Raw genomic sequence first — 13,786 nt, forward strand, 5'->3', positions numbered from 1 at the left:
TCTTCTTTTAATGAATCATTTCCATGATGCCGCTATAAATTAACACGCCACCAAAGAACAAAAATACCATGCCTGCCACGTTATCAATATAACGGCTATATCGGCTATAAAACTGTTTCGCAATACTACGCGAAAAAATAAAAGAAATCAGGTAAAAGTAAAAAAATGTCACTAACACAATTAAACCGAATGCCGCCCCCATTTCCCATATTTCCGTCATTTTGGCTAACACAAAAGACATCACACTGGAAAAATAAACGACGGCTTTGGCATTGGATAAATTAACCAATAAACCTTTCAAAATTTCTTTTTTCGCATTGGTTTGTTGATTTAACTCCTCGACTGAAAGCGGTTTAAATTCGGCATTTTGTTTGCTACGAACCAATAAAAAACCGAGATACGCCAAATAACTTCCGCCCAATATCATTATCACACCGTGCAATGCCGGCATGGTGGCAAATAGTACTGTCAGTCCGAGCATTGAAACCGCCGCCCAAAATGCCACGCCCAATGTAATACCAATAATGCCATAAACCGTATTTCGACGAGAATTACTTGCCGCCATTCGGCTCACATAAAAGAAATCCGGCCCCGGTGTCATTAAACCAAACAAATGAACGATTAATAAATTTAGCATGCTTTATCTCCAGATCTGAATCAAGAAAATTACCACGACCGCATAAATCGCCGCTAATACATCATCCACCATAATGCCAAAACCGCTTTCTAGTTTTTTATCAAAAAATCGGATCGGGAAAGGTTTGAGAATATCAAAAAAGCGAAAAAGCCCAAATGCCGTTACGATCCACGGCAAAGATAAAGTCGGAATAGCGCTAAGCACAATAAATACGCCGACAAATTCATCCCACACAATCGCACCGTGATCGTGTACGCCCATATCATCTGCTGTTTTTTGACATAAATAACAGCCTAAAATAAAGCAAAGTGCGGTCAAAATTAAGAACGTTTTTGTGCCTAAAATCCCGAGTAAAATCACGCCCAATAGGGTACCAAGGGCGCTGCCCCAAGTTCCCGGTGCGGGACGAAGTAAACCTGAGCCGAATCCCACGGCAAGCAAATGAACGGGATTTTTTAAAGAAATTCGTTTTAACGGATTCTCTTCTTTCATATTTTTATTCCTTAAAATGATCGAAGCCAATTTTTGATGAATAATCGATCGGCTGCCCATCACGCAAAAAACGGATGGAAAACTGACCGCACTTTTTCGTTTCAAACTCAGGCACAATTCGCCCAATACAGGTGCAAGGCACATCAAGATTTTTTAGGCGAAACTCAAGTAAGGGCTGATTTTTCGGTGGAATAGTAAAACACAATTCATAATCTTCCCCACCGCTCAAGGCGAATTGCTCCACTTGTGTGCGATCATAAAGATTTAATAAGGAGGATGAAAGTGGCAGATTGGAAAGATCAATTTCTGCTGCACATTGACTACGTTTAAGAATATGTCTGAGATCGGAATTTAACCCATCGGAAAGATCAATAGCAGCATGGGCAATATCGGCTAATGCTCGTCCAAGCGTAATTCGAGGCGTTGGGCGAAAATGACGTTGTTGTAAAAATTCTTCGTCAAAACCCACCGCACTTTTGCCCGATAAAATTTGTTGCAAACCGGCGGTACTATCGCCCAAAGTACCGGAAACATAAATCAAATCCCCGACTTTGGCTTGATGGCGGCATAAGGCTTTTCCTTTTTCCACCAAGCCTTGTGCTGTAATGGTAACAGATAATGCGCCTTTTGTTGTATCACCGCCAATTAATGTGACGTTGTAATCTTTTAATGTTTGTAACAAACTTTGGCTGAACCGTTCGAGCCAGCTTTCATCAACGTTTGGTAAGGTTAAGGCAAGGGAAAGCCACTTGGGTTGTGCCCCAATAGCGGCTAAATCGCTGAGATTGGTCGCCACCGCTTTATAAGCTAAATCTTCCGGTGTAATGGAGGGTAGAAAATGCGTATTTTCCACCATTGTGTCGGTGGTAATCGCCAGTTGATAATTTTCCGGCACGCTCACCAAGGCGCAATCATCGCCAATGGATAATTGCACAAAATCATCACAAGTTTGCTGCTGTTCAAAATACTCTTTGATTAAATCAAATTCGCCCATTGTATTTTCCCACCACGTTACCGCCTAAATTTATACCGCTATTTTGATGTTTGTGAAAATTGAGCTAAGCGTGCTTTAATTTTTTCAACATTTTCTGTCGTAAAAAATTTGTCAATGTTTTTCCAAACGGAATGATAACCGTAAGGGGCTTGTTGCATTTCTCGTTTAGCTTCATTTAAATTCCAATTTTGGTATAGCACACGATACATTGCCACAATCAAACCGGTGCGATCCGCCCCGTGATAACAATGCACCAACACAGCGCCATTTTTTTGGTTTTGACGAATTTGCCATAAAATAGCGGCAACCTCTTCAGGCGTGATAGCCCAAGTTAAAAGCGGTGTATTGATCAAATGAATATTTTTATGCCCGAATGCTTGTTTATCATCATTACGATCAAAAAAACGTAAATTGACGATGGTTTTGATATTTAATTGATCTAACAAGGGTTCGGCTTGGCGTTCTAATTGTTCGCTGCGATAAAAATTATTATCCACACGATACAGATTGTTTTGTTTACTAATTAGCGCAGCCCAATGTGCGGTATTTGTTGGAGGCTCATTAGGCGTTGTAGTACAGGAAATTAACGTCAACATCGCAAAGGCGATAACACTTTGTTTAAGCATAAATTTTGAGGGGAAAACCGGGATATTTTTTTGCATAAAAATCCTTAGGAGGAGAAGAAATGTGGGGATAGCCAATATGCAAGTCTAAAGTGCGGTTGATTTTCAGCGAATTTTCTATCTCATAATAAAAAAGCGCAAGTTCATCCTTATTTCACTTTCGAGATAATGTTGGAAACTCACGCTATTTTATCGAATTATTTTCGCCCTAATGCCGGTGCAATTTTGTCTAGGACACCGTTAATATATTTATGACTGTCGTCCGAACCAAACACTTTTGCCACTTCAATGGCTTCGTTAATCACCACTTTGTAAGGCACATCAAGCTCAAAACGTAATTCATACACCGCTAAACGTAAAATGGCTTTTTCAATGGGATCAAGTTCCTCAAAGCCACGATCAATATAAGACGTAATGGAAAAATCAACGGTTTCCATATTTTCTACGGCTTGACGGAATAATTTACGAAAATAAGACTTATCCACTCCATCCATATCTTGATCAAGCATAAAGGCAAGCTCTACCTGCTCCGCAGTATTGCCGGAAACCGCCCAAGAATATAGCGCTTGCACAGTGCATTCACGTGCCCGACGACGAGCCGATGGTTTTTTCACTTGTTTTTGTTCTGCCATTGTTTATGCCGCATCAATTTGTTGAAGAAGATTCATCATTTCAAGTGCGGTTAATGCAGCTTCAGCCCCTTTATTCCCCGCTTTTGTGCCGGCACGTTCAATAGCCTGCTCAATGTTTTCGGTAGTGAGTACCCCAAATGCAACAGGGATTTCAGCTTCCATCGCCACTCTGCCTAAACCACTACTCGCTTCACCTGCAACATATTCAAAATGCGCAGTGCCGCCACGGATCACCGTACCTAAAGCTACAATCGCATCAAATTTTTTACTGGCAGCCAAACGGCGTGCTACCAACGGTAATTCATAAGCACCCGGTGCACGTAAAAGCGTAATATTTTCATCTTTTACCTGACCGATTCTTTTTAATGCATCTAATGCACCTTCTAATAAACTTTCATTAATAAAACTATTGAAACGAGCAATAACAACTGCAACTTTGGCATTCGGTGCAGCTACTGAGCCTTCTAAAACTTTCATATTTTTTCCTATGTTACTCATCACGATAAAATTGGGGGCTGATTCTAGCATAAAAATCACTACCTATCAGCATTTATCTTGTCTGCGTCGAACTAAGTGCGGTCATTTTTTCTCTGGTTTTTTATTCCTTATCAATGACAAACTCAAACCAGTCGATCACATCATTTTCATGTACGCCATTGCTAATCAAAATACCGGCATTTTTTACACTTTGTGCATCACTGGAAATTAGTGGATGCCAGTCCGGCAAAGGTTTGTCTTCGTAAAGAAGTCGATAAGCACAGGTATCCGGTAACCAATGAAAATCGGGCAAATTCTTTTTGGTCAGTTTTGTACAATCTTTTTCAATACTAAAACGTTCCACATAATGACCGCACTTTCCGGTTTCTAGATTCAACAAATTGCAGGCTATACGGGTGTAATAAAGTTTCTGCCGTTTCCCACGACCTTGAATATATTTGCGATAACAGCATTTTCCGCAACCATCGCACAACGCCTCCCATTCGGAGTCGGTCATTTCAAGGAGAGATTTGGTTTGCCAAAAATTAGGCGTTAAATTCATCATTTTGGAACTTTCAGGTATAAAAACACAAACTTAAGATGACATAAACTAAGTGCCATCCACCAAGAACCGCACTATTATAGATATTCAACGATCCAATTGAATAATCTTACCATTATATCTCTCCGAAAAAACCAAACGATGCAATATTATTCCCACATAACTCAATAAAAATCTTGATACTGCTCACAATTCTGAAAATTTTCCATCATTTTTGTAAGCCTTTTTATTGACTGGGTAAAAAAATAGGAGTAAATACTTTTAACAAAAAAGCAACATAAGGACAACATATGCTTACCATTCATCACACGAGTGAATATTCCTTGATTTGCTCACTTCCTCCCCCTGCCGAGCTGTCAAAACAGCAATCTATTTGGCAATTATCAGAATTGGCACAAGCTATCCCAGGCGTTGTTGAAACAGTCGTCGGAATGAATAATCTAACACTTTTTTATCATCTTCACACCGATCCCCTACAACTTATTAATGAATTGCAGCAACTTTGGGAAAAAGTTCAATTACAAAAAACACATTTTCAAGGAAAATTAGTGGAAATCCCCGTGCATTATGGTGGGGAATTTGGTGAAGATTTACATGATGTGGCGAAATATCATCACACCACAGCAAAAGAAATTGTTCGCCTCCATACTTCCCCAACCTATACGGTTTTTATGATGGGCTTCCAACCCGGTTTCCCTTATTTAGGCGGATTGCCTGAATCCCTCCATACGCCACGTCGTAATGAGCCAAGAACAAGAGTTCCCGCAGGTTCGGTAGGCATCGGCGGGAGCCAAACAGGAATTTATCCTTTCACCTCTCCCGGCGGGTGGCAATTATTAGGTAAAACCGAAATTCAACTTTTTGATGTCAATCAAAACCCGCCGGTTTTACTCAAAGCTGGCGATCAAGTTCGTTTCGTTGTGGAGGAGATAACCCTATGATTTATATTCAACATCTTCAAGGCTTTGCTCATCTACAGGATTTAGGCCGCTTTGGCTTACGCGGATTTGGTATCGGACATTCCGGTGCAATGGATTGCCTTGCATTGCAAGCGGGAAATTTACTATTGAAAAATGCCCATAATTTGCCCGCACTTGAAATAGCCTTAGGAAGCCTGACAATAACCTTTGACTGTGACACACCATTTTGTTTAACGGGCGCATTATGTGAGGCAGAACTTGATGATAGCCCTATTTCGCCTTATTGGCGTTACACGGCAAAAGCGCGCCAAACCCTCAAAATCAAACGAATTACCCAAGGCAACTACACCTATCTTTGTGTTGCCGGAGGCTTTAAAGTACCTAAAGTATTAGGATCTTATAGCACCAATTTACAAGCAGGTTTTGGTGGGTTTCAAGGACGTTTACTCAAATCCGGTGATCATATTGCGACAGGGTTAAGAGATACGGTGCTTAGCCCATTAGGGATTGAACCCATTTCTTATACAAAAACTATTCATGCAACCGTTTCATCAGAATATGAGGCATTCAACCAAGAAACCCAAACATTATTTTGGCAACAGGGTTGGATATTACAACGAAATAGCAACCGTATAGGCTATCGCTTTTCCGGTTCTCAAAAATTAACGCTTAATTCCCCTCTTGAAATGCTCTCTTATGCCGTACCAATAGGCACAGTTCAAGTACCTCCGGACGGTCAGCCGATAGTATTAATGGCAGATGCTCAAACAACGGGCGGTTATCCAAAAATTGCCTGTGTTATTCAAGCGGATATTGGCAAATTGGCACAAATACCTTTTGGGGAAACCGTTTATTTTAAACAGGTTACCCATCAACAAGCGCGAGAGTTATACCAACAAGATCAAGATTATTTAGCCCACATAAGGAGAAAAGTAAATGAAACGCGTTGATTTAAATGTTGATCTAGCCGAAGGCTATGCGAATGATGAAAAATTGTTGCAATTAGTCAGCTCTGCAAATATTGCCTGTGGATTACACGCCGGAGATTACAACGAAATGCGTAAAGCTATTTTATGGGCGAAACAAAATAACGTCACGATTGGTGCCCATCCCGGCTATCCCGACCGAGAAAATTTCGGTCGCCTTAATATGGATTTAACCAATGAGGAACTCAAAGCCAGTTTGCTTTATCAGCTCGGTGCGATTGAAGCCCTATGTGAGGCTGAAGGTGTGATATTAAGTTACGTCAAACCGCATGGCGCATTATATAACCAAGCAGCAAAAGATCCGGCTCTCGCTCGTTTAATCGTACAAACCATTAAAAAATTTAATCCTGATTTAGCCTTAATGGGGTTATCGGGAAGTGCTATGCTTCTCGCAGCCCAAGAAGAAGGGCTTAAAATCATTTCTGAAGTTTTTGCTGATCGGCATTATCTCACTGATGGGTCATTGGTACCACGCAGCCGTGATGATGCGTTAGTCGAAAATGATCAAGAAGCCGTTGCACAGGTTCTACAAATGGTGATTGAGGGAACCGTTCCTACTGTCGAAGGTTTCAATATACCTATTCAAGCCGACAGCATTTGCTTGCACGGTGACGGTAACCATGCGATTGAATTTGCGAAAAAAATTCGTGCCGCATTACAAGCAGAACAAATTATCATTTCGGCAAAATATTAATAGCCTCAAGTTGTATAACAACCTATCGGAGATCAATATGGCAAATAATAACCGTAGCGCCCTACTCGGAGCGGCATTTTTAATGGCGACATCAGCTATCGGCCCAGGTTTTCTTACCCAAACCGCAACCTTTACCCAATCTTTACTGGCCAGTTTTGGCTTTGTGATTTTACTCTCTATCTTGCTTGATATTGGAGCTCAATTAAACATTTGGCGAATTATCACCGTTTCAGAAAAAAAAGCCCAAGATATTGCGAATACTATTTTACCCGGTACGGGATATTTTCTTTCATTGCTTATTGTTATAGGAGGATTGGCTTTCAACATCGGAAATGTTGGAGGTGCAGGATTGGGCTTAAATATTCTCACAGGAGTGTCACCTGAAATAGGGGCGATAATTAGCGGATCTATTGCCGTATGTATCTTCCTTGTAAAAGAAGCCGGTAAAGCAATGGATCGTTTTGCTCAAATCATGGGATTCGTGATGATTGCCTTAACCATTTATGTCGCTGCACAAACCAATCCACCTATTGGAGAAGCCGTATTCAGAACTTTCGTACCGGAGAAATTAGATGTCATCGCTATTGTTACCCTTGTAGGTGGCACTGTGGGTGGTTATATCACTTTTGCCGGGGCTCACCGTTTATTAGATGCCGGTATTAAAGGCAAAAGTTCTCTAAAAGAGGTCAGCAAAAGCTCGGTATCAGCAATTCTCATTTCCTCCATAATGAGAATTGTATTGTTCTTAGCCGTTTTAGGCGTCGTCTCACAAGGTGTTACTCTCGATCCTAAAAACCCGGCCGCGACCCCATTTTCATACGCAGCCGGTAATATCGGATTAATGATCTTCGGTATTGTAATCTGGGCTGCTTCAATTACCTCCGTTATCGGTGCTGCTTATACTTCCGTTTCTTTCATTACCAGTTTTTCACCTAAGATAGAAAAACATAAGAATTGTTGGATAGTGGCCTTTATTGTTATCTCGACTGCCGTGCTTGCAACTATCGGTCGCCCAGCCCAAGTATTAGTTTTTGTCGGCACATTAAACGGTTTAATTTTACCGATTTCTCTCGGTCTCATTTTGCTCGCTGCCTACAACAGTAAAATTATTGGTGATTATAAACACCCTATTTGGATGACGATTTCAGGTTCTATCGTTGTTATTTCCATGGCAATATTAAGCATGATAACGCTTGTGAAATATATCAGTAATTTATTGGCTTAGAAGCTCATTAAACATGAGCTCTCAGGGGGGAATTAAAGAAAAAGTGCGGTCAAAAACCATCTTAACTTTTGGTATTATGTAGCAAATGCACAAAAATAGAAATTTCAACGATACGTAGGGACACACTGCGTGTGTCCGTTATAAAATCAAATCATTTCAATATATTAAAATTCGGACACACTCAGTCTGGTCCCTACAAGTTCACCAAAAAATAGATTTTTGCAACTGCTACATAATACCGTTAATTTTGACCGCACTTTTGTTGATGAAAACTAAAAACTTTCTTTTAAGCTAACCGTGAGGTTAAACACCAAATGTTCAGGGCGATTGTCTTTGCTGTCTGCACAGAAATAGCCTTCACGTTCAAATTGATACCCTTTTTCCGCTTGTGCATTACCAAGACTTTGTTCTACCACGCCATGTTTTACCACAAGGGAATTTGGATTGACGACTGAACAAATATCTTCCTCCGCTCCCGGATTTGAAACCGTAAAGAGTTTGTCATAAAGGCGGAATTCTGCTGGATGGTTATGCACTGCCGAGACCCAATGAATCACCCCTTTCACCTTACGACCATCTGCCGGATTTTTGCCTAATGTATCCGGATCATAGCTACAAAAAATTGTGGTAATTTCACCATTTGCGTCTTTTTCCACACGTTCCGCTTTAATCACATAAGCATTACGCAAACGCACTTCTTTGCCAAGTACGAGACGTTTGTATTGCTTATTGGCTTCTTCACGGAAATCCGCACGATCAATATAAATTTCTTTGCTGAAAGGTAATTGACGCTCACCTAATTCCGGACGATTCGGGTGATTTGGTGCTATCAACATTTCTTCACCTTCAAAGTTTTCAATCACCACTTTTACCGGATCAATTACCGCCATTGCACGGCAAGCATTTTGGTTGAGATCATCACGAATACAGGCTTCTAATGCACTATATTCCACTACGTTATCTTGTTTGGTGACTCCAATACGGCGACAAAATTCACGAATTGATGCCGGCGTATAACCACGACGACGTAAACCAGAAATAGTCGGCATACGGGGATCATTCCAACCGTCCACAATGCCGTCTTCCACTAATTTCAATAACTTACGTTTAGAAGTTAACGTACCTTCTAAATTTAAGCGTGAAAATTCATATTGGTGCGGTAATGGACGTTCAATCGAAATATTATCCAATACCCAGTCATATAAACGACGGTTATCTTGGAACTCTAATGTACATAACGAGTGTGTAATACGCTCAATCGCATCGGAAATACAATGGGTGAAATCATACATCGGATAGATACACCATTTATCGCCGGTTTGGTGGTGCTTGGCAAATTTAATCCGATAAAGCACCGGATCACGCATCACCATAAACGGCGAAGCCATATCAATTTTCGCCCGTAAACTGGCTTTTCCTTCGGCAAATCCGCCATTTTTCATTTTTTCAAATAAGGCTAAGTTTTCCTCAACACTGCGATCACGATAAGGGCTGTTTTTACCCGGCTCTGTTAACGTACCACGATATTCACGCATTTCTTCCGGCGAGAGCTCGTCCACATACGCCAAGCCTTTTTTAATTAATTCAATGGCATAGTCATGGAGCGTATCAAAATAATCCGAGGCATAATGCACCTCTCCTGCCCATTTGAAACCCAGCCATTCTACATCTTGTTTAATGGAATCTACGTATTCCACATCTTCTTTCAAAGGATTGGTATCATCAAAGCGTAAATTACATAAACCGTTATAATCTTTCGCAATGCCAAAGTTTAAGCAAATGGATTTCGCATGTCCGATATGCAAATAACCATTGGGTTCAGGTGGAAAACGGGTATAAACCTCTTTGTGTTTACCACTTGCTAGATCTTCATCAATAATTTGGGTAATAAAATTGTGCGGACGCATATTTTCCGCATTTTCTAAACCATGTTCTGTATTGCTCATAACCTTCTCAAATCAATAGAAAAAATAATCGTGCTATTCTATACGTTTTGCTGTCAAAAAGCGAGATATGAGGATAGCGCCCTTTTCATCCTAATTTTCAGCTAATTTTGCCATGTGAAAATTCACCACCGAAGTAAACCAATTAAAAAATGGTTTGTCTCATCTCCAAATTTTTCGTGCAAAACACGGGATTTATCATTAAAATACGCAAACTGAACAAACGTTCATTAGTTGGAATTGAAGCTCAATGAAGAAAATTTTCGTTATACTCGGACTCTTAATTTTAGGCGGACTCGCCTATTATTTTTTTGTAAACAATCACAACCAGCAATCCACCTATCTGACCGAAAAAGTCACTCGTGGGAACATTGAAAAAAGCGTGGTCGCCTCCGGCACCATCAGTAGTATTAACGAGGTGGATGTGGGGGCACAGGTCTCCGGTAAAATCACTAAACTTGCTGTAACCCTTGGGCAGGAAGTAAAAAAAGGCGATTTGATCGCAGAGATCGATTCGACCACTCAAATTAATACACTTAATACCAAAAAAGCTGCACTTGCCAGCTATCAGGCACAATTAAAAGCAAAAGAAACCGCACTTACCGTGGCACAATCCGCTTATTCTCGTTATTCAAAACTATACGGGCAAAAAGCGGCTTCCCTTGATGATGTCAACAATGCTAAAAATACGTTTGATGCGGCAAAATCCGAAGTGGAAGCATTAAAAGAGTCCATTAAACAAGCAGAAATTGAAGTGGATACAGCGGAAACTAATGTGGGCTATACACAGATCACTTCACCTATTGATGGGACGATCATTTCTACACCGATTTCCGAAGGACAAACCGTCAATTCTGCACAAACCACCCCAACCATCGTCACGGTCGCTGATCTCAGCAGAATGTTGGTGAAACCTGAAATTTCAGAAGGCGACATTACCAAAGTCAAAGCCGGACAAAAAGTAAGTTTTACGATTTTGTCTGATCCCAATACCTATTACCATGGTGTGATTTCCTCTGTTGATCCGGCAACCACCACAAAAAGTGACAACACCTCCACGTCCTCAAGCAGTTCAAGTTCCTCAAGTACGACAACGGCGGTTTATTATTACGCCAATCTCATCGTCGATAATCCTGACCGCACTTTACGCATTGGTATGACAACAGAAAATAATATCAAAATTGCCGATGCACAAAATGTTTTGTTAGTTTCCAATATGGCAATTCAAAAGAAAGAAGGGAAAACCTTTGTTAAAGTGCTCAATGAGAAAAATCAACCTGAAAGACGTGAAGTGGTAATCGGTGTACAAAATGATTTCCAAACAGAAATTAAATCCGGTTTAACGGAAGGCGAAAATGTCATCGTGTCACAAGTGGCTTCCGGCGAAAAAGTTGGCAATAGCAACCGTGGCCCGAGAATGTTCTAAAGTGCGGTAGAAATTTGATGAATATTATTGAAATTAATCAGCTCAACCGCTACTTTGGCGAAGGCGAAAATCGTGTCCATATTCTCAAAAATATTTCCCTTAATATTGAGAAAGGCGATTTTGTGGCGATTATCGGGCAATCCGGTTCGGGAAAATCCACACTAATGAATATCATTGGTTGCTTAGATACAGCAACCAGTGGCTCTTATAAAATTGACGGTAAAGAAACCCACCAACTTTCGCCGGATCAACTTTCCGATTTACGAAGCCAAAAATTCGGTTTTATTTTTCAACGTTATAATTTACTTTCCAGCCTTACCGCCGCGGAAAATGTAGCTCTACCCGCCATTTATGCCGGTATCCCTCAAACTCAACGTCTTGATCGAGCAAAACAATTACTCGAAAAATTGAGACTAGGCGATAAATGGCAAAATAAACCCAACCAACTTTCCGGCGGTCAGCAACAACGTGTGAGTATTGCCCGTGCCTTAATGAATGGCGGTGAAATTATTCTTGCCGATGAACCCACCGGTGCATTGGATTCCCACAGCGGACAAAATGTGATGGAAATTCTGCGCCAACTCCACAAGGAAGGGCATACCATTATTATGGTCACCCACGACCGTGACATTGCCGCCAGTGCAAACCGAGTCATTGAAATTAAAGACGGCGAAATCATTGCAGATTCCCAAAAAGAACCGGTTAAAAGTGCAGTTGAAAATCAATCAAAAATTAGACCGCACTTTGGCTTTAGCAAAGATCAACTCATTGAGGCCTTTCGGATGTCCGTCAGCGCCATTGTCGCCCATAAAATGCGTTCTTTACTCACCATGCTTGGGATCATTATTGGCATTACTTCCGTGGTTTCCGTTGTGGCACTAGGAAATGGTTCACAACAGAAAATTCTTGAAAATATCAAAGGTATCGGCACCAGCACGATGACTATTTTCAATGGCACAGGCTTTGGCGATCGCCGTGCCGACCAAATGCAAAATCTTACCGTTCATGATGCCAATGCATTAAATCAACAAAGCTACATACAAAGTGTGACACCAAATAGTGCTTCCAGTGGCACATTGGTGTATGGCAATCAAACTTTCTCTTCCACAAGCCTGAAAGGTGTCGGTGAACAATATTTTGATGTAGAGGGGCTAACGCTAAAACAAGGTAGTTTATTTTCCACACAAGATATACAGGAAAATAATCAAGTCGCTCTCATTGATGAAAGTGCTAAAAAAGCCATTTTTCCAAATGAATCACCTCTTGGGAAAGTGGTGATGTTTGAAAAACGCCCATTGCGAATTATTGGTGTGGTCTCAGACCGACAAATGGGCGGTGCAAGCAGTTCTTTGAATGTTTATGCACCTTACACCACAGTGATGAACCGCATTTCCTGCAGCAAAAAAATCAGCTCTATCACCGTGAAAATTGCCGATGATGTTAATTCCACCGTGGCGGAAAAAGGCATCACCGAATTACTCACCCTGCGCCATGGCAAGAAAGATTTTTTTGTGATGAATAGCGACACCATTAAACAAACCATTGAAAGCACTACCGGCACAATGAAACTCTTAATTTCTTCCATTGCCTTTATTTCTCTCATTGTAGGGGGGATTGGTGTGATGAATATTATGTTGGTCTCCGTCACGGAACGCACCAAAGAAATTGGTGTGCGAATGGCGATTGGTGCCCGTCAAACCAATATTTTGCAACAATTTTTAATTGAAGCCGTGCTCATTTGTTTAATCGGGGGTATCACCGGCATTTTGCTTTCCGGTTTAATCGGCTTGCTATTTAACCTATTTATGAAGGATTTCACTATGGCATTTTCTACTGTCTCTATTATCACAGCCGTGTTATTTTCAACGCTCATTGGTGTGGTATTTGGCTATATGCCGGCAAAACGGGCTGCACAATTGAACCCCATTACCGCCCTTGCCAGAGAATAGAAATAGATTTTGTAAAACCCTAAAATGCGGTTAAAATCAGCCGCACTTTTAATGATGTAACCGTTGCGCAAAACAATTTGTGGGATTATCCGTAGGGACACACTGCGTGTGTCCGTTATAAATTCAAATTATTTCAATATATAATAAACGGACACACACAGTGTGTCCCTACATTTCATTAAATCCTCGGTTTTGTACACTGATACGATGATGTTTGAATGAAGGA

General features: G+C 40.9%; 14 protein-coding genes. 6 read left to right on the forward strand and 8 right to left on the reverse strand.

Features of this window, described 5'->3' with window-relative positions; genetic code table 11:
• Positions 1–7: 7 nt before the first annotated feature.
• The 7 genes from BKK54_RS01695 to BKK54_RS01725 all read right to left on the reverse strand — a co-directional run bounded on the left by BKK54_RS01695 (position 8) and on the right by BKK54_RS01725 (position 4,417).
• Positions 8–637 carry a homoserine/threonine efflux transporter gene (locus BKK54_RS01695; protein ID WP_077540894.1) on the reverse strand — a complete coding sequence of 210 codons (630 nt, stop codon included), beginning with the start codon at positions 635–637 and terminating at the stop codon, positions 8–10.
• A gap of 3 nt (positions 638–640) precedes the next feature.
• A complete protein-coding gene (locus BKK54_RS01700) occupies positions 641–1,129 on the reverse strand; it encodes a phosphatidylglycerophosphatase A family protein (RefSeq protein ID WP_077540896.1) in 489 nt (162 codons plus the stop codon).
• 4 nt (positions 1,130–1,133) lie between these two features.
• Positions 1,134–2,123: a thiamine-phosphate kinase gene (thiL, locus tag BKK54_RS01705; protein ID WP_077540898.1), complete on the reverse strand. Its 990-nt coding sequence runs from the start codon at positions 2,121–2,123 to the stop codon at positions 1,134–1,136.
• Positions 2,124–2,161: 38 nt separating this feature from the next.
• A complete protein-coding gene (locus BKK54_RS01710) occupies positions 2,162–2,749 on the reverse strand; it encodes a dual specificity protein phosphatase family protein (RefSeq protein WP_244153084.1) in 588 nt (195 codons plus the stop codon).
• Between the two features lie 194 nt (positions 2,750–2,943).
• Positions 2,944–3,378 carry a transcription antitermination factor NusB gene (gene nusB, locus BKK54_RS01715; protein WP_077540902.1) on the reverse strand — a complete coding sequence of 145 codons (435 nt, stop codon included), beginning with the start codon at positions 3,376–3,378 and terminating at the stop codon, positions 2,944–2,946.
• A gap of 3 nt (positions 3,379–3,381) precedes the next feature.
• A complete protein-coding gene (ribH, locus tag BKK54_RS01720; RefSeq protein WP_077540904.1) occupies positions 3,382–3,855 on the reverse strand; it encodes a 6,7-dimethyl-8-ribityllumazine synthase in 474 nt (157 codons plus the stop codon).
• Between the two features lie 121 nt (positions 3,856–3,976).
• Positions 3,977–4,417, reverse strand: coding sequence for a YcgN family cysteine cluster protein (locus BKK54_RS01725; RefSeq protein WP_208605807.1), 441 nt, complete (start codon positions 4,415–4,417; stop codon positions 3,977–3,979).
• 290 nt (positions 4,418–4,707) lie between these two features.
• Here BKK54_RS01725 and pxpB point away from each other — a divergent pair, with 290 nt between their 5' ends.
• The 4 genes from pxpB to BKK54_RS01745 are packed head-to-tail and all read left to right on the forward strand — an operon-like array spanning position 4,708 to position 8,242.
• The gene (gene pxpB, locus BKK54_RS01730) at positions 4,708–5,358 is read left to right on the forward strand and encodes a 5-oxoprolinase subunit PxpB (RefSeq protein WP_077540908.1); all 651 of its coding nucleotides are present in this window, start codon (positions 4,708–4,710) and stop codon (positions 5,356–5,358) included.
• Positions 5,355–6,287, forward strand: coding sequence for a biotin-dependent carboxyltransferase family protein (locus BKK54_RS01735; RefSeq protein ID WP_077540910.1), 933 nt, complete (start codon positions 5,355–5,357; stop codon positions 6,285–6,287). Before pxpB ends, BKK54_RS01735 begins: the two co-directional genes overlap by 4 nt.
• Positions 6,274–7,017 (forward strand): 5-oxoprolinase subunit PxpA, encoded by a 744-nt coding sequence (gene pxpA, locus BKK54_RS01740; protein WP_077540912.1) that lies wholly within the window; start codon positions 6,274–6,276, stop codon positions 7,015–7,017. The genes BKK54_RS01735 and pxpA overlap by 14 nt, the downstream gene beginning before the upstream one ends.
• A gap of 37 nt (positions 7,018–7,054) precedes the next feature.
• Entirely contained in the window at positions 7,055–8,242 is a 1,188-nt protein-coding gene (locus tag BKK54_RS01745) for an NRAMP family divalent metal transporter (protein WP_077540914.1), read from the forward strand.
• Positions 8,243–8,514: 272 nt separating this feature from the next.
• Here the strand turns inward: BKK54_RS01745 and glnS are convergent, their stop codons facing one another.
• Positions 8,515–10,188: a glutamine--tRNA ligase gene (glnS, locus tag BKK54_RS01750; RefSeq protein ID WP_077540916.1), complete on the reverse strand. Its 1,674-nt coding sequence runs from the start codon at positions 10,186–10,188 to the stop codon at positions 8,515–8,517.
• Between the two features lie 247 nt (positions 10,189–10,435).
• Here glnS and BKK54_RS01755 point away from each other — a divergent pair, with 247 nt between their 5' ends.
• Both BKK54_RS01755 and BKK54_RS01760 read left to right on the forward strand, forming a co-directional pair.
• Complete coding sequence (locus BKK54_RS01755) at positions 10,436–11,611, forward strand: efflux RND transporter periplasmic adaptor subunit (RefSeq protein WP_077540918.1); 1,176 nt, start codon at positions 10,436–10,438, stop codon at positions 11,609–11,611.
• A 17-nt stretch (positions 11,612–11,628) separates the two neighbouring features.
• Positions 11,629–13,560 (forward strand): MacB family efflux pump subunit, encoded by a 1,932-nt coding sequence (locus tag BKK54_RS01760; RefSeq protein WP_077540920.1) that lies wholly within the window; start codon positions 11,629–11,631, stop codon positions 13,558–13,560.
• Positions 13,561–13,786 lie beyond the last annotated feature (226 nt).

The sequence above is a fragment of the Rodentibacter genomosp. 1 genome (assembly GCF_001999285.1).
Classification (GTDB): domain Bacteria; phylum Pseudomonadota; class Gammaproteobacteria; order Enterobacterales; family Pasteurellaceae; genus Rodentibacter.

Bases quoted from the DNA above. Each gene is read 5' to 3' on its own strand.
- BKK54_RS01695 (WP_077540894.1), bottom strand. From the start codon at position 637: ATGCTAAATTTATTAATCGTTCATTTGTTTGGTTTAATGACACCGGGG.
- BKK54_RS01700 (WP_077540896.1), bottom strand. From the start codon at position 1,129: ATGAAAGAAGAGAATCCGTTAAAACGAATTTCTTTAAAAAATCCCGTT.
- thiL (WP_077540898.1), bottom strand. From the start codon at position 2,123: ATGGGCGAATTTGATTTAATCAAAGAGTATTTTGAACAGCAGCAAACT.
- BKK54_RS01710 (WP_244153084.1), bottom strand. From the start codon at position 2,749: ATGCTTAAACAAAGTGTTATCGCCTTTGCGATGTTGACGTTAATTTCC.
- nusB (WP_077540902.1), bottom strand. From the start codon at position 3,378: ATGGCAGAACAAAAACAAGTGAAAAAACCATCGGCTCGTCGTCGGGCA.
- ribH (WP_077540904.1), bottom strand. From the start codon at position 3,855: ATGAAAGTTTTAGAAGGCTCAGTAGCTGCACCGAATGCCAAAGTTGCA.
- BKK54_RS01725 (WP_208605807.1), bottom strand. From the start codon at position 4,417: ATGAATTTAACGCCTAATTTTTGGCAAACCAAATCTCTCCTTGAAATG.
- pxpB (WP_077540908.1), top strand. From the start codon at position 4,708: ATGCTTACCATTCATCACACGAGTGAATATTCCTTGATTTGCTCACTT.
- BKK54_RS01735 (WP_077540910.1), top strand. From the start codon at position 5,355: ATGATTTATATTCAACATCTTCAAGGCTTTGCTCATCTACAGGATTTA.
- pxpA (WP_077540912.1), top strand. From the start codon at position 6,274: ATGAAACGCGTTGATTTAAATGTTGATCTAGCCGAAGGCTATGCGAAT.
- BKK54_RS01745 (WP_077540914.1), top strand. From the start codon at position 7,055: ATGGCAAATAATAACCGTAGCGCCCTACTCGGAGCGGCATTTTTAATG.
- glnS (WP_077540916.1), bottom strand. From the start codon at position 10,188: ATGAGCAATACAGAACATGGTTTAGAAAATGCGGAAAATATGCGTCCG.
- BKK54_RS01755 (WP_077540918.1), top strand. From the start codon at position 10,436: ATGAAGAAAATTTTCGTTATACTCGGACTCTTAATTTTAGGCGGACTC.
- BKK54_RS01760 (WP_077540920.1), top strand. From the start codon at position 11,629: ATGAATATTATTGAAATTAATCAGCTCAACCGCTACTTTGGCGAAGGC.